This window comes from Pseudomonadota bacterium (assembly GCA_030860485.1).
Taxonomy (GTDB): Bacteria; Pseudomonadota; Gammaproteobacteria; order JACCXJ01; family JACCXJ01; genus JACCXJ01.
The window spans coordinates 19,739-34,215 of record JALZID010000229.1 but is presented as its reverse complement, the minus strand read 5'-3'; the positions used below and the strand labels follow the sequence as shown (position 1 = coordinate 34,215).

Sequence of the window (14,477 nt, the reverse complement as noted above, 5' to 3'; positions counted from 1 at the left end):
TGCAATGTCCAACCCGATTGTCGTACTGTTCATATCCGGACTCCTCCTCTTCGTCGAAGTGGTCGTTTCATCCTCCACTCTGGCACATCACGATGCCGTTAGGGAGGGGAGGAGTCCATACCATTAGCCTACGGACTTGATGTTTCAAGCGAGCCAGTCTTCGACGGCCAGGCCTTCCACGCGCCGAAACTCGCGCGTGTTGTGCGTGATTAACGTCAGCCCATGCTCCAGCGCGGTCGCCGCGATCAGCGTGTCGTAGGGGCCGATCGGTTTGCCCGCGCGGGCGAGTGCTACGCGCATAGTCGCGGCCCGCCTGGCTTCGGCGCTGCCGAAAGGGAGGCTCGGTAGGAGCTCGAGCAGGCGCAGGGTCATCGCTTCCGCCCGAGTCCCGGGCATGAGTGCGAAGCCGTAGAGCAGCTCGTGCTCGACCAGGGTGCATACGCATAATCCCGCGGGTGGCGTTTGCGCCAGCTTGAGCATCAGGGCCGACGAGCTTTTCCGCGCCCAAGCGCTGACGATGTTGGTGTCGAGCAGGTAGCGCATTAGCGCCTGGCCTTTCGGGCTGCACGCTTCTGCATCGCCGCATTCATCTCGGCACGGATGGCATCGAAGTTCGGACCTTGCTCGGCCGTGTCAGCTAACGGCTCGCGCATCCAGCGCTCGAGATCCGCGGGCCAGGCTTGCAGCGCGTGGCGGGCTAGGTACTCGCGCACCGCCTCCCGGATCATGCCGCTGCGGCTCGTCCGTTGCGCTTGCGCGAAGGCGTCTAGGTCGGCGAGCAAGGGATCGGGCAGATGGATGCTGAAGTTCATGCAGGCCTCCACGGCAGTAACATGTTAGACTATGTTAGATGCCTGGCGAACCACGGTCAACCGCCCCACGTGCAGCGTAGGCTGCGCAGTGCGCATGTGGACAGAGGTCGATCGGCGCACCCCTTCCCTCGGTGCGTCCCCACTCGAAGGTGCTACCACGCACGATCAGGAATCGCGCTTTTTTAGATCCCCTCACCCTCGCCCTCTCCCGGCCGGCCGGACAGGGGATCGGCAATGATGCGCGTGGCCAGTATATGATACTTTTCCGCAAGAAAGTATTATTATTGCGTGCTGGACGAAGTAAAGTAACATTTGCCTGGCGATGCAGCCTTCGGACTTCAGCCCCGCTACCCACGGTCGGGTTGTCAAGATGCACACGGGCTTTTGGGCCTATGTGCCGAATCCACTCCCCCCACCGCTGGAGTCGACCTGGCAGCTCGCGGGGCTGGCGGCCGAAGCGCATCGGCAGGTGGGCGAGTTGGCGGGACTGGCCCGCACCTTGCCGAACCCGCATCTCTTGATCCGCCCGTTCGTCCGGCGCGAGGCGGTCCTGTCGAGCCGGATCGAGGGTACCCAGGCTTCGCTGTCCGATCTCTTTTTCTTCGAGGCGGCAGCCACACCGGCGCAGGCGACAGGGGACGTGCTAGAGGTGGCGAACTACGTCAAGGCGCTCGAGTACGGGTTGACGCGGCTAGCCGACCTGCCCGTAAGCCTCCGGCTTCTGCGCGAGATGCATGAGCGCTTGATGACCGGCGTGCGCGGGCGCCACCTCGCGCCGGGCGAATTCCGCCGCTCGCAGAACTGGATCGGCCCGCCCGGCTGCAGCCTGGCCGAGGCGACCTACGTACCCGCACCGGCCGATCTCATGGACGCTACTCTCGCCGATCTCGAGCGCTACATCCACGCCCGCTCGGATCTGCCGCCGCTCGTGCGATTGGGGTTGATACATTACCAATTCGAGGCCATCCACCCGTTCCTCGACGGCAACGGGCGCATCGGCCGGCTGCTGATCACCCTCTTGTTGAGCGTCTGGGGACTGCTGCCGCAGCCCGTGCTCTATCTGAGCGCCTTCTTCGAGCGGCATCGGTCCGAATACTACGACCGACTCCTGGCCGTCAGTCGGCGCGCCGAATGGGACGTCTGGATCGAATACTTCCTCGCCGGGGTTTGTAGCCAAGCGCAGGACGCCAGGGACCGATCCAAACGCCTTCTAGATCTGCGCGAGACCTATCGGGATCGCTTGCAGTCGGCACGCGCCTCGACGCTTCTCTTGCGACTCGTCGACGAGCTGTTTGCCGCCCCTGCTGTCACTATCCCACGGGCGGCGGCCGTGCTCGACGTGACCCACCGTGCCGCACAGCTCAACGTCGACAAGCTGGTCGGTGCCGGTGTGCTTCACGAGGCCAGCGGCCGTCGCCGGAACCGGATCTTCGTGGCGCGCGAGATCGTCGCCATCCTCGAGCAAGTCTCCACGCAATAACGGTGATTTCCGAGAAACGCTTCCGAGAGACCATCGAGGTGCGCGCAGCTCTCGGTACATGGGCGAGCGGCGGCCACCGAACTGCGTCAATGAGCATATCCGGGCACGTTTCGCGGGATGATCTCTGCCGGATGGATGGGGGTCGGTTTCTGAGGCCCGCGCGGCCTCGGCTCTGAGGATAGCGAATGCTCCGCTCATCGCTCTTCGCCACCACGCCCAAGGGCATGGAACGGTTGCTTGCGCGCGAGTTGACTACCCTCGGCGCAGCTTCGGTGCGGCCCGGGCGCGCGGGGGTGTACTTCGAAGGCGACCTCGCGACGGCCTACCGCGCGTGCCTCTGGTCCCGGCTCGCGAGCCGGGTCCTGTGGCCCCTCACGCGCTTCCCGGCGCCCACGCCCGAGGCCCTGTACGAAGGGGTGCGGGCCATCCACTGGGACCAGCATGTGGCGCCGGCGGGGACCTTGGCGGTGAGGTTCGAGGCGGTCGATTCCGCCATCACCCACTCCCAGTTCGGGGCGCTCAAAGTCAAGGATGCCATCGTGGACCAGCTCCGCGAACGGCATGGCGAGCGCCCCTCGATCGATCGCGACCGGCCGGATGTGCGCGTTCATGTGTATCTGCACCGCGATCAGGCGAGCCTCGGCATCGATCTCTCCGGCGAGGCGCTGCACCGCCGCGGCTATCGGGAGGAGGGCGGCCCGGCGCCGCTCAAGGAGAACCTGGCCGCGGCCCTCCTGGTCTCTGCCGGCTGGCCCGCGCTGGCCGAGTCGGGCGCGCCGTTCGCGGATCCTTTGTGCGGGTCCGGGACCCTGCCTATCGAGGCGGCGCTCATGGCCTTCGACACCGCGCCAGGTCTCTTGCGCCCTTACTTCGGATTCCTCGGATGGCGCGGGCACGACCCGATCGTTTGGGCCGAGTTGCTGGAAGAGGCGTGCGCACGGCGAACCAAGGGGATGCGGGACAACGCCATTCTCGGCTCCGACAGCGATCCGATGGCCGTGCAGATGGCGCGCAGTCACGTGGTGCGCGCGCGCCTCGCGGAGAAGATCCGCATCGAGCGATGCGCACTGGTCGATCTGCAACCGCAGGCGGGCAGGCCAGGGTTGGTGGTGGCGAACCCGCCCTATGGCGAGCGCCTCGGGCGGGACCCCGATCTGCCGCGCCTATATGCGGCGCTGGGCGACGCGCTCAAACGGGGGTTTCCGGGCTGGCGGGCGGCTGTCTTCACGGCCAACCTTGGGCTCGCCCACCGCCTGCGCGCCGTGCCCGAGCGCACGCAGGTGCTCTACAACGGCACGCTGCGTTGCGGGCTTTACTGCTTCCATGTGCCGTCCTCACCGCAAGCCGTCATCGCGACTCCACCGGGACGCACGGCCCTGGCGGAAACGATGGCTGCCGGCCCGGTCGGGAACGCCGCCGGCAGGGGCACGCTCGACCGGAGAGCGCCAGAGACTCCCGCAAGGGCCAAACGACTGGGAGCCGCCGCGGGCGCCGAGATGTTCGCCAACCGGCTGGCCAAGAACATGAAGTCACTGGCGCGCTGGGCGCGGCGGGCGGGGGTCGATTGCTATCGGATCTACGACGCCGATCTGCCGGAATTCAACCTGGCCATCGATCTCTATCAGGGCGAGGGGCGCTATGTCTATGTACAGGAGCACGAGGCCCCGCCCCACATCGATGCGGCGCGCGCGGCCGGTCGGCTGGAAGCCGCGCTGGCGATGATTATCAGGCTCTGCGCGATACCCGCGGCACACCTCTACGTGAGAAAACGCCGCCGCCAGCGGGGTGCCGAGCAATACCGAAAGCTGGCCGCCGGCGGCGAGTTGCGCGAGGTCCGGGAAAACGGCTGCCGCTTCCTCGTGAACCTAACCGATTACCTCGACACCGGCTTGTTCCTGGACCACCGCCCGACCCGCGCACTGATCGGTGAGCTGGCCCGCGGGCGGAGGTTTTTGAATCTCTTCGGCTATACGGGCACCGCCACGGTCTATGCCGCGCTCGGCGGGGCCCCGAGCACCACGACCGTGGATCTGTCCGGCACCTATCTGGACTGGGCGCGCCGCAACCTCGACCGCAACGGCATCACAGGACCGGAACACCTACTTGTACAGGCCGACTGTCTCGCCTGGCTGGAGGAAACAACGCTACGCGCGGACGAACGCTACGGTTTGATCTTCTCCGATCCGCCGACCTTCTCGAATTCCAAGCGCATGCGCGAGACTTTCGACGTGGAGCGCGACCACCTCGCGCTGATCCGCGCCGCCGCCCGCCTGCTCGCGCCGGACGGGTTGATGATCTTCTCCACCAACCGCCGCCACATGAAACTTGACGAGCCGGCCATCGCGGCGCTCGGGTTGCGGATAGAAGACCTCACGGGCTCCACCATCCCCCCGGACTTCGCCCGCAACCCGCGCGTGCACCGCTGCTGGCGGTTTACACCGCTCTAAGCGTTTCGGAACACACCGCCGCCTCGCTCGGCGGCCGAGAAAAATGTGAATAAGTCACTGATCGCCGATCGCCCGAGGGGTAACATTGGAATAACAGGGCCCGAGGATACCCTCGACGCGGGGCGGTCCGACGTATGGCCGCCCCGGGAACTGGGTGGCGGAGTCGTCCGACGGGTCGTACGCGCCCGCAGCGTCCTGCGGGGATTGCGATGGCGACAGCATGCGGCGCGTAATGCGCCGCCAAACATTGATGCGAGGAGGTAGAGCGTATGTTCTTTGGCACTACGGTGGACGGTACGGTGATACGCGTGGTCGATGGGGATACGGTGCGGATTCGCGCCGACGGGCGGGAAGAGAGCATCCGCATCCTGGCGCTCGATACCGAGGAATCGAATTCCGGGAGTCCAACCAAGCCCCAAACACCCTGGGGACGTGAGGCGAAGGCCGAGGCCCAGCGTCTCCTCCCGAACGACGCGGCCGTGACGCTGGAGTTTCCGGGTACCGAGCCCCTGGCGGAATGCTGGGAAAAGCATCGCGACAACTTCGGCAGGGTGCTCGGCTTCGTGCACGCGGCCGGGCTCGATTTCCAGGAGCACATGATCCGGACAGGCTACAGCCCGTATTTCGTGAAGTACGGTTATGCCGACTTTCCGGACTACCACGCGCGCTACACCGCCTCGGAGCGGGAGGCCCAGTCCGCCCATCGGGGCGTCTGGGACCAGCTCGAGGTGAACGGGGCCGAGGCTCGGAACTATGCCCTCCTGGGTGTCTGGTGGCACCTGCGTGCGCAGGCGATCGCCGCCTATCGTGAGGCCCGTATCGGCGATCCGCTCTTGTTCAACTCGCGCCTCGACTACGAGCGCCTTTTGATGCTCGCGGCCCATGACACCGAGGCGACCGTGTTCACGGAGTTGCGGGAATACCATCGCGTTGGCGGCCGGCACGTGGTCGTGACCATCGGTTCCTTGCAGCAGCCGTTTCAGCTCTTTGTGCCGGATGCCGACGCCGACGCCGGGCAAGCGATCCTGCGCTTGCTCGATAATCGCTACATCGCCGCCGAACCCGAGCACCCGCGGCGCAGCTACGCTTATGTTCGGGGCACGCTCAAGCTATTCGGTGGCAAACCGGAGATCGTGGTGCGCGCTACGGGGCAGATCAGCGACGAACCTCTGTCCTGAGCCCGGCGTTGATTTCAGGACAAGCAGGCGGCAAGCGCACAGACTCGCGCCCGGGTGGTTTTGTTCCGGACCTCCTGTCGTTATGATGTACGCACGGTCACGAATCGCGCTTTTTTGGTCCCCTCACAGTCGGGGGCACGGGCATGTCGAGCATCCAATCCATCCACGGCCGCGAGATCCTGGACTCGCGCGGCAATCCTACCGTCCAGGTGGAGGTCGTGGCGCAATCGGGGGCCGTCGGTATCGCCGCGGTGCCCTCGGGGGCGTCCACAGGCGAGCGTGAGGCCGTCGAGCTGCGCGATGGGGATCCCAAGCGCTATCGCGGCAAGGGGGTGCAGAAGGCCGTCTCGCACGTGAATGGCGAGATCCAGGGCGCGCTAGTCGGGCAGGAGATCGGCGCCCAGGCCAAGCTCGATGAGCTCATGTGCGGGCTGGACGGCACGGCCAGCAAGGGACGACTCGGGGCCAACGCCATCCTCGGCGTGTCGATGGCCGCGGCCCGCGCCGCGGCCGCGGAGAGCGGCGTGCCGCTCTATCGCCATCTGGGCGGCGACGGACCCTTGACGCTCCCGGTCCCCATGATGAACATCATCAACGGGGGCGCGCACGCGGACAACAACGTGGACTTTCAGGAGTTCATGATCCTGCCGGTCGGCGCCCCGAGCCTCTGCGACGCCGTCCGCTACGGCGCCGAGGTGTTCCACGCCCTGCGCGACGTGCTGCGCGGGCGCGGGCTCAACACCGCGGTCGGAGACGAGGGCGGTTTCGCGCCGGATCTGCCCTCGAATGAGGCGGCGGTCGAGGTGATCCTGGAGGCCATCGGGCGTGCCGGTTATCGTGCCGGCGAGGATGTGCTCCTGGGCCTCGATGTCGCGAGTTCGGAGTTTTTCCGGGATGGGCGCTACCGGCTGGCCTCGGAGGGCCGGGAGCTCACGAGCCCGGAATTCGCCGAGCTGCTCGCAGAGTGGGTGGCGCGCTATCCCATCACCACCATCGAGGACGGCATGGACCAGAACGACTGGGAGGGGTGGCGGCTCCTGACCGAGCGTCTGGGAAATCGGGTCCAACTGGTCGGCGACGACCTCTTCGTCACCAACACCGCGATCCTGAAACAGGGCATCGAGCGCGGGATCGGCAACTCGATCCTCATCAAGGTCAACCAGATCGGGACCTTGAGCGAGACCCTAGCCGCGATCCGCATGGCGCGCGAGGCGCGCTACACGGCCGTGGTCTCGCACCGCTCCGGGGAGACCGAGGACACCACCATTGCCGATCTGGCGGTCGCCACCTCGTGCGGGCAAATCAAGACCGGATCGCTGTCGCGCTCCGATCGGGTCGCGAAATACAACCGCTTGATCGTGATCGAAGAAGAGCTCGGGGCGCAGGCGTCTTATCCCGGGCGCCGTGCGTTCCGTGGCCTTCCCGGATAGCGGCATGTCGGAACCGGCGAGAGCAATCGCGCCTCTACCGCCGAGCGTCCGGCTGGTGCGCCGGGGTACGCGCTTCACCGCGATCCTCATCGCGTTGCTGGCCGTCCTCTTGGCCGCGTTGCAATATCAATTGTGGGTTGGCCGACGGGGAATAGGCGATCTCGCGGAGCTTCATTCCGCACGCGATGCCCAGTCGCTCGAAAACCGGCGGCTCCGCGAGCGCAATCGCGCCCTGGAGGCCGAGGTCGCCGATCTGAAGTCGGGGCTAGAGGCCATCGAGGAGCGGGCCCGGACCGAGATGGGCATGATCCGGGAGGACGAGGTGTTCTACCAGATCATCGAAGCGCCCGCCGAGGCCGCGAAGTAGATGCGCAGGGTCTGGGCGGCGATCCCGGCCGCTGGTGTCGGCGCACGCATGCGTGCCGATGTCCCGAAACAATACCTTCCCCTGTGCGGGGTCCCGGTCCTCGCGCACGGCCTCAGGCGGCTCGGCGATCACCCCAAGGTGAGCGGGGTGGTGGTGGCCCTGGCCCCCGACGATCCTTACTGGCAGAGGGTGGAGGTCCGCTGCCGCGCGCCCCTCTGGGTCACGAGCGGTGGCGCTGAGCGCTGCGACTCGGTGCTCGCGGCGCTCTGCTCACTCGCCATCCACGGCGATGAGGACGACTGGGTCCTGGTACACGACGCCGCGCGGCCGTGCCTCAGGCGAGCGGACCTCGACCGCCTGATCGAGGCGCTATGGGACCATCCGGTCGGCGGTCTCCTGGCCGTGCCGGTAGGAGACACCCTGAAGCGCGCGGGGCCCGCGAGTGAGGTGCTCGGCACCGTCGCGCGCGATGGGCTGTGGCAGGCGCAGACGCCGCAGATGTTTCGGCTCGGCGCCTTGATTGCCGCATTGGAGCAGGTGGCGGCAGGCGGCGGCGTGGTGACGGACGAGTCGCAGGCGATGGAACAGATGGGCCTCGCGCCCCGGTTGGTCGAGGGACACGCCGGCAACATCAAGATCACGCGTCCCGAGGATCTGGCGCGTGCCGCCCTGTACCTGCGCGCCCAGAACCAGGAATGATGCGCATCGGCCACGGTTACGACGCCCACCGCTTGGTAGCGGGCCGACGCCTCGTGCTCGGCGGGGTGACGATCCCCCATGAGCGCGGGCTCCTCGCCCATTCCGACGGCGATGCGCTCATCCATGCGGTCTGTGATGCACTCTTGGGAGCCGCGGGCCTGGGCGACATCGGCCGGCATTTCCCCGATTCCCAATCGGCGCTTTCGGGGATCGACAGCCGCATCCTCCTGCGCCGGTCGCTCGGCCTCATCGAAGCGCTCGGTTTCCAGGTCGCAAACGTCGATGCCACGGTGGTCGCGCAAGAACCCAAGCTCGCGCCCTATTTCGCCGCCATGCGCGAGAACCTGGCCGCGGATCTCCGGGTCGATCCGGGTCAAGTCAACCTCAAGGGGACCACGACGGAGGGCATGGGCTTCGCCGGGCGCGAGGAGGGTATCGCCGCTCATGCCATCGCCCTCCTGTGCCGTGTCACGAATCCGGAGTAAGGTCACCGCCCGCCACGCGCAACCGGCTATTGGCTTGCCTCGACCATATACGACACCGCGGCCTTCACGTCCTCATCCGACAGGTCCGCGCGCCCGCCCTTGGGCGGCATCATCCCGGCCTTGCCCTGAAAGCCCTTGATGGCATGTTCGCTGAGCGTAGCCTCGCCCTGGGCGATCCGATCGGCCCACGCGTCCTTGTGTTCAGCCCCGACCTTGGGCGCACCGCCGACCCCGGTCTGATGGCATACGACACACGCCGTGTCATACACCGTCTTGCCCTTGTCAGCCGCCTCCTCGGCCTGCGCGATCTGAAGCGGTGCCTGCGCCGCCGCGGCCGGGGGAGCAGGATGCGGCGTGCCCGCGAGGTCGCCGGGCGTCGCGGCCGGCGCGGGCGCTGTCGTTTCCCCGGCCCCCGCCACCTTGACCTTGCCGACCGGTGCGGTGCGCTCTGCGACGGTCCCCTCCGTCGCCGACGCCTCCCGCTCGCCAATCGCTCGGGCGAGGACCAGGATGACCACCGAGGCCACGAGCAAGGCCCCGAGGACCGCTACGAATGTCCTGCCGAAACTCGCGTCTTCTTCTTGTCTCATGGATGTCACCGTTGATAGTTAGGTTGATATGGGGGATGGACTCGCGCATTATAGCCAAAAGCCCTCGCCGGACGCCAAGCCGGGCGCGCCACGTTCGGGAGCACCGCACGCTCGCTGCGAGGTACACGACACTACGCGCCCTTAGCTCAGCTGGATAGAGCGTTGGCCTCCGGAGCCAAAGGTCAGAGGTTCGAGTCCTCTAGGGCGCGCCAATCCGCTCGCACCGGCGGGATCGGCCAGGTGCGACTGTTGCGCATGCCGTGGCAAGCCCCGAATCATGAGCTGGCGGGTCATGCGCCGGCGCGGGGGGCAACGCCGATATGCAGTCCGGTATTCCATCCTCCGAGGTCTCCGCCGTGGTGCTGGCGGCATTCGAGCGCGCGCCCGGACCGCTGACCCTGGCCGCCCTGAAGAAGGCCCTGACCAAGCCCTTCCAGGCGCAGAGTAGTCTGCGCGAAGCGGTCTCGGGGCTCATGGCCGAGGGTCGGATACATCGCTGGCCAGGTACGGCCAAGTCGGAGAAATACTGGGTCCACGAGCCCGGCGTATTCACGCGCGGGAAGATCATCGAGGCCCTGCGTCCCGGGCCGCGGTCGGCTACGGAAATTCGCGAGAAGTTGAAGCCGTTGGGCCTCACTACCAAGGCGCTCGACGTACCCCTGAAGGAGCTGGCCGGGAGCGGCCAGTTGTACCTTCATCCGCCGGTGAAGGGCTCAACGCTGCGCTGGGCCTTACAGCCGCCGCCACCGCACGAGCTTCTCAAGAAGACGCTCAAGGCGTTCCGGGCAGAATCCTTCGCCCTCGCCAGGCGAGGCTTCCGAGAAGACCAACTAGACGACGCGGCGCGCCGGCTGCTCGGCGGAACGAACGCCCAAGAGGCAAGCGATGACGGGCTGGGCGAGATGCCACGGCGTCTCCTCTGCATCATGCGCCTGGCCTCAAGCGGCGGCGTGATTCCGTTGCGCGAGCTGCGTCGCCTGACCTTCATCGCCAAGCCGGAGTTCGACCTAGCCATCTTGGCGCTGCGCGATGCGGGACGCGTTCACCTCCATCACCACGACCATCCGGTCGGCATCGCGGAAGACGAGCGGTATGACCTTGTGACGGACAATCGAGGGCATTACTACGTGGCTGCGGGCCTGCTCGGGTGCCTGCTCTAGTGAATTAGGCAGCCATGGACGTGCTACCGGCGTTCAATCCCTTCCACGGTTCGGTCCTGCCCGACGCGCGCCACGATCCCGAAGGCGACGTGGAGCGGATCAACGCGGAAGCATTCGACGCGTGTCTTAAGGCCGTAGAACAGGCGCGAACGGGCGGCAGAGCGCCTCGGTGCTACTCAACGGGGTCCCCGGCAGCGGGAAGACGCACCTTCTCGCCCGGCTCCGCGTGCATCTAGAAGCACGGATCCGCCGCCATCCGCAGGCCATGGCCATGTTCGTGTACGTGCGGCTCGACACCACCCCACGGCGACTCTGGCGCCACCTGAGAGAGCAGGTCGTCGAGGACCTGAGACGCGAGATCGATGGCCGTTCTTGCCTTGAAAGGCTCCTCGATCTGCGCCTTCAGACCTCTGCCCCTGCACAAAACGCCCGAAACGCGGACCGCATCTCGGAGTTCCTGGACCAGACGGTGAAGGACCGAAACCTCGCGATAGTGCTTACACACCTCCTGCTCAATCGCCATCGGCTGGAGGCACGCGCCTGGTTGCGAGGAGATTCGCTACGGGAGAGCATCCTCTATCGACTCGGCGTGGTCACGAGCGACCCGGACGCGGATGAGGACCCCGAGGGACGGGCCCGTCGCACCGTGCTTGCGCTTTGTCGCCTGGCCAGCCCCCATGCTGTTGTCTTCTGTTTTGACCAAATCGAGGCGCTGGAAGTCGAGGGCGATAAGAGGACCGGATTCGAGTCCTTCGGCCGGATGGGTAGCGGGCTGCACGATCATGCCGATCACCTCGCGCTCATCTCGTGCATCCAGACGACGCACCTGAATGAGCTCATGGACTGCGTCCACGGTGCCGACCGGGACCGGATCTTCAAGTCGATGTCCGAGCTCAAGCCGCTGAACCTCGACCAGGCACTCGCCCTCGTCCGGCAACGGCTCGACGGGGTTTCCGAGCTTTCACAGTTACGTAAAAAACACGCGTCGCCTCTATGGCCGCTGCGCGAGCAGGACATCCAGGCGCTCATTCCAAAGGATGGCTGTGCGGCGCGGGTCCTGATCACCCATTGCCGCGATCTCTACGAGCGGGCCCGGGGCGCCTCGGTGTCCATCGAGGGCGAGGGCGATTTCCTCGAACGCACCTGGGCGGAACGCTACGAAAGGCAGATGAAGGAAGGCACCGCGACTAACGCGGACCGCATCTTCCATACCGCCCTCGCCGAGGCCATACGCCTCTCGGGCGCCGCTTGGCGGGCCGCCGATCCGCCCGTGCGCGACGTGGAGATCGGCCTAGCTAGCGAGGGGAACCGTCTGAACGTCAGCCTCTGCAATCACGGCAACATGACGAGCTTGGCGGGACGTCTGCGCCGGCTCCGGGATGCCGTGGGCCCACGCCTGCCCCCGTCGAGCCTCGTGCTCGTACGGCACCCGACGCTGCCGCTCCCCAAGACCGCAAGGCGGACCCAGCAGTACCTGGATGAACTGAGCCGTCAGGGTGCGCGCTTCCTGCAACCGAGCGAGGAGGCCTTCGCAGCACTGGCTGTTCTTCGGGAGATGCTTGCCGAGGCGCAGGCCGGCGATCTCCACTGCCGCGGCGAGACGCTCTCCCCTGAGACGGCACAACGCTGGCTCAGCGAGCACGTCAGTCCCGAACTGCGCCGACTATTGGACGAACTCCTCGGCGCTACAGAGCCGGCACCCGATCCGGACCTCGGGCTGCGCCAGGCCCTGTTGGAGTCGATCGAGGCGCGCGCCATCGCGACCTTGGCAACCCTTGCGGCCGAGCTGGGGGAATCCGAGCCTCGGCTGATCCATTGTGTGCGGCGTTTCCCCGAACACTTCCGGTTGCTGGAAGGCCTTCCGCCAGTCGTCTACCGCTATGTACCCGAGGAAGTGAGCGCGCGGCAATCGCCATGGCCCGGTTAATCAGCGTCCGCGAGGTGCGAGAGGGGCTCTACCGGGCTGCAGGCGGCCCCGAGGGCGCGGGAAGCGGTGAGGCCTCCACTGCGCTGTTGGGTCAGTGGTTCCACGAGGCGTTCGCTGCGCTGATCGGCACCGATCCATGCCTGTCGCTCGAAACCGAGCTAGCCGAATCCAGGGATGATGTCAAGGAGCAGGCCGCGACGCTCAAACGCCACGTCTTTCGTCACCTGATCGGTCCGCGTCTGCCCCGCTATCATTCACATCTAGTCGATTGTACCCGGGAGCTGATGGCCTTTTGGGAGGCTATGGGTGATCTGTGCCTTTGGCTCGCCGTGATGCGTCTCGACGCGGCGTGCGGCCGCGAACGGCTGTGGATCGCCGGCGAGGAAGATCTGGCCTGGGAATTCCAGGAGCCCGGTTGGACCCATGCCGTGCGCTTGATCGGTCAGGCGGACGCCGTCGTCCGCCGGCCTCGGCAGGCAGAGTGGTGCGTCGTCGAGCTGAAACTGGGCCGGGGTCAGCCCGAGGCCGACCTGGGTCAGGCCTGTCTCTACTACACCATGCTGGCAGCCAGAGGCGATCCTGTCTCGCAGCGTGGTTCCCTGGTGCTCGTGAGTTTCACGCCGCGGCTGAAGACACGGATCTTCGCCCCCGCGGAGCTGGAACAAGCGCTGCCCTCGCTGAAAGCCCTGATCGGCCGGCTGGCCGGTGTCCTGCCCGACCAGCGAAGCGGTGAGGCCACCGTGGATACGGCGGTCCCGGCGCCAACCACACCTGACAACAACCGCTATGCCGATCTCGCGCGCCGGTTGCTGAAGGTCTTGGAGGAGTTCGGCGCTCCGGCGAAGCTCTGCGGATCGGTCGTCGCCGGACCGGCGTTTTTACGCGGCCCGATCGAGCCGCTGCGGGGCATAAGGGTCGCAAAGATCCAGGCCACGGCACCGGAGATGCAGAGCCGGCTGAAGCTCGACGCCCCACCCTTCATCACACTGGAGCGCGGCCGGCTCGTCGTGGACCTCCAGCGCCCCGACCGGCAGTCGGTCACCTTGCCGGAATACCGCGACCAGTTGCCCAAGCCCGATCCGTTGCTCGGAAATGCCCGCGTCCCCATCGGCATCGACCTGGAGAACCGGCTGCACTGCGCCGACCTGGCCGAGGCGCTTCACGCCCACGTGCTGGTGGCCGGCACGACCGGCAGCGGAAAGAGCGAATGGCTCCGGGCGGCGCTGTCGGGGCTCTTGTTGACGAACACCCCCCAAACGCTTCGTCTGGTGCTGATCGATCCCAAGCGGCAGGCCTTCTCAGAATTGGCGCGTTCGCCGTTCCTGCGCGACGGGAAGGCACTGGTCTTCCCCGACGAGCGGGACGTGACGGAGGTGCTCGACGAGCTGGTAGAGGAAATGGAGGAGCGCTATCGGGAGATGCAAGCCGCCAAAGCCGACAACCTGGCGGAACTGGCCCGCCGCGTGCGCCGCCCGCTGCCGCGTATCGTCTGCGTCTGTGACGAGTACGCCGACTTGGTGAGCCGCGGGCGGCAGGAACGAAGAGCGGTCGAAGAGCGCATCGTGCGTCTCGGCCAGAAGGCGCGCGCGAGCGGCATCCATTTGATCCTGGCCACGCAGCAGCCGAGTCGCGAGATCATCAAGGGCGCGCTCGACAGCAACATGCCTTGCCGCGTCGGACTCAAGATGCAGAAGGCGATGGAATCGCGGATGCTGCTCGAGACGAGCGGCGCGGAGAACCTGCTGGGCAACGGCGATCTGCTTTTCCGCGACATCGGTGCACCGCGCCGTCTGCAGGACCTCTGGGTCCCGCCGGAAATTCGTACCAAGCTGTTCTCGGGCTCCAGGTAGACCAAGCGGCCGGTCCCGTATCTGAGTGCCGCCCTATGCCGGTATTATTGGC

General features: G+C 66.6%; 13 protein-coding genes and 1 tRNA gene. 11 read left to right on the top strand and 3 right to left on the bottom strand.

The window, feature by feature from the left end; genetic code table 11:
• Window positions 1-144: 144 nt before the first annotated feature.
• Both M3461_14165 and M3461_14160 read right to left on the bottom strand, forming a co-directional pair.
• Window positions 145-543: a PIN domain-containing protein gene (locus tag M3461_14165; protein MDQ3775405.1), complete on the bottom strand. Its 399-nt coding sequence runs from the start codon at window positions 541-543 to the stop codon at window positions 145-147.
• Entirely contained in the window at window positions 543-812 is a 270-nt protein-coding gene (locus M3461_14160; protein MDQ3775404.1) for a ribbon-helix-helix protein, CopG family, read from the bottom strand. Before M3461_14160 ends, M3461_14165 begins: the two co-directional genes overlap by 1 nt.
• Window positions 813-1,182: 370 nt before the next feature.
• On the opposite strand from M3461_14160, the gene M3461_14155 reads away from it, so the two are divergent.
• The 7 genes from M3461_14155 (at window position 1,183) to ispF (ending at window position 8,898) form a co-directional block, all read left to right on the top strand.
• A complete protein-coding gene (locus M3461_14155; protein MDQ3775403.1) occupies window positions 1,183-2,292 on the top strand; it encodes a Fic family protein in 1,110 nt (369 codons plus the stop codon).
• 185 nt (window positions 2,293-2,477) lie between these two features.
• The gene (gene rlmKL, locus M3461_14150; GenBank protein ID MDQ3775402.1) at window positions 2,478-4,739 is read left to right on the top strand and encodes a bifunctional 23S rRNA (guanine(2069)-N(7))-methyltransferase RlmK/23S rRNA (guanine(2445)-N(2))-methyltransferase RlmL; all 2,262 of its coding nucleotides are present in this window, start codon (window positions 2,478-2,480) and stop codon (window positions 4,737-4,739) included.
• A 269-nt stretch (window positions 4,740-5,008) separates the two neighbouring features.
• Complete coding sequence (locus tag M3461_14145; protein ID MDQ3775401.1) at window positions 5,009-5,917, top strand: thermonuclease family protein; 909 nt, start codon at window positions 5,009-5,011, stop codon at window positions 5,915-5,917.
• Between the two features lie 143 nt (window positions 5,918-6,060).
• A complete protein-coding gene (gene eno / locus M3461_14140) occupies window positions 6,061-7,347 on the top strand; it encodes a phosphopyruvate hydratase (protein MDQ3775400.1) in 1,287 nt (428 codons plus the stop codon).
• A gap of 82 nt (window positions 7,348-7,429) precedes the next feature.
• Window positions 7,430-7,714 (top strand): cell division protein FtsB, encoded by a 285-nt coding sequence (ftsB, locus tag M3461_14135; GenBank protein ID MDQ3775399.1) that lies wholly within the window; start codon window positions 7,430-7,432, stop codon window positions 7,712-7,714.
• Complete coding sequence (gene ispD / locus M3461_14130; GenBank protein ID MDQ3775398.1) at window positions 7,715-8,413, top strand: 2-C-methyl-D-erythritol 4-phosphate cytidylyltransferase; 699 nt, start codon at window positions 7,715-7,717, stop codon at window positions 8,411-8,413.
• On the top strand, window positions 8,413-8,898 hold the full coding sequence (gene ispF / locus M3461_14125; GenBank protein MDQ3775397.1) for a 2-C-methyl-D-erythritol 2,4-cyclodiphosphate synthase: 486 nt from the start codon (window positions 8,413-8,415) through the stop codon (window positions 8,896-8,898). Before ispD ends, ispF begins: the two co-directional genes overlap by 1 nt.
• A 26-nt stretch (window positions 8,899-8,924) precedes the next feature.
• Here ispF and M3461_14120 read toward each other — a convergent pair whose 3' ends face one another.
• The gene (locus M3461_14120) at window positions 8,925-9,488 is read right to left on the bottom strand and encodes a c-type cytochrome (GenBank protein ID MDQ3775396.1); all 564 of its coding nucleotides are present in this window, start codon (window positions 9,486-9,488) and stop codon (window positions 8,925-8,927) included.
• A gap of 135 nt (window positions 9,489-9,623) precedes the next feature.
• Between M3461_14120 and M3461_14115 the strand changes: the two genes are divergently transcribed.
• The 4 genes from M3461_14115 to M3461_14100 all read left to right on the top strand — a co-directional run bounded on the left by M3461_14115 (window position 9,624) and on the right by M3461_14100 (window position 14,425).
• Window positions 9,624-9,700 (top strand) — tRNA-Arg (locus M3461_14115).
• Window positions 9,701-9,808: 108 nt separating this feature from the next.
• Window positions 9,809-10,648, top strand: coding sequence for a hypothetical protein (locus M3461_14110; protein ID MDQ3775395.1), 840 nt, complete (start codon window positions 9,809-9,811; stop codon window positions 10,646-10,648).
• Window positions 10,649-10,817: 169 nt separating this feature from the next.
• A complete protein-coding gene (locus M3461_14105) occupies window positions 10,818-12,575 on the top strand; it encodes an ATP-binding protein (protein MDQ3775394.1) in 1,758 nt (585 codons plus the stop codon).
• The gene (locus tag M3461_14100) at window positions 12,563-14,425 is read left to right on the top strand and encodes an FtsK/SpoIIIE domain-containing protein (GenBank protein MDQ3775393.1); all 1,863 of its coding nucleotides are present in this window, start codon (window positions 12,563-12,565) and stop codon (window positions 14,423-14,425) included. Before M3461_14105 ends, M3461_14100 begins: the two co-directional genes overlap by 13 nt.
• Window positions 14,426-14,477 lie beyond the last annotated feature (52 nt).

What these genes read in the sequence shown, in the direction of transcription:
- M3461_14165 (MDQ3775405.1), bottom strand. Translation starts at nt 543, where the DNA reads ATGCGCTACCTGCTCGACACCAACATCGTCAGCGCTTGGGCGCGGAAA.
- ispF (MDQ3775397.1), top strand. Translation starts at nt 8,413, where the DNA reads ATGCGCATCGGCCACGGTTACGACGCCCACCGCTTGGTAGCGGGCCGA.
- M3461_14110 (MDQ3775395.1), top strand. Translation starts at nt 9,809, where the DNA reads ATGCAGTCCGGTATTCCATCCTCCGAGGTCTCCGCCGTGGTGCTGGCG.
- ispD (MDQ3775398.1), top strand. Translation starts at nt 7,715, where the DNA reads ATGCGCAGGGTCTGGGCGGCGATCCCGGCCGCTGGTGTCGGCGCACGC.
- eno (MDQ3775400.1), top strand. Translation starts at nt 6,061, where the DNA reads ATGTCGAGCATCCAATCCATCCACGGCCGCGAGATCCTGGACTCGCGC.
- M3461_14145 (MDQ3775401.1), top strand. Translation starts at nt 5,009, where the DNA reads ATGTTCTTTGGCACTACGGTGGACGGTACGGTGATACGCGTGGTCGAT.
- rlmKL (MDQ3775402.1), top strand. Translation starts at nt 2,478, where the DNA reads ATGCTCCGCTCATCGCTCTTCGCCACCACGCCCAAGGGCATGGAACGG.
- M3461_14160 (MDQ3775404.1), bottom strand. Translation starts at nt 812, where the DNA reads ATGAACTTCAGCATCCATCTGCCCGATCCCTTGCTCGCCGACCTAGAC.
- M3461_14155 (MDQ3775403.1), top strand. Translation starts at nt 1,183, where the DNA reads ATGCACACGGGCTTTTGGGCCTATGTGCCGAATCCACTCCCCCCACCG.
- M3461_14100 (MDQ3775393.1), top strand. Translation starts at nt 12,563, where the DNA reads ATGGCCCGGTTAATCAGCGTCCGCGAGGTGCGAGAGGGGCTCTACCGG.
- M3461_14120 (MDQ3775396.1), bottom strand. Translation starts at nt 9,488, where the DNA reads ATGAGACAAGAAGAAGACGCGAGTTTCGGCAGGACATTCGTAGCGGTC.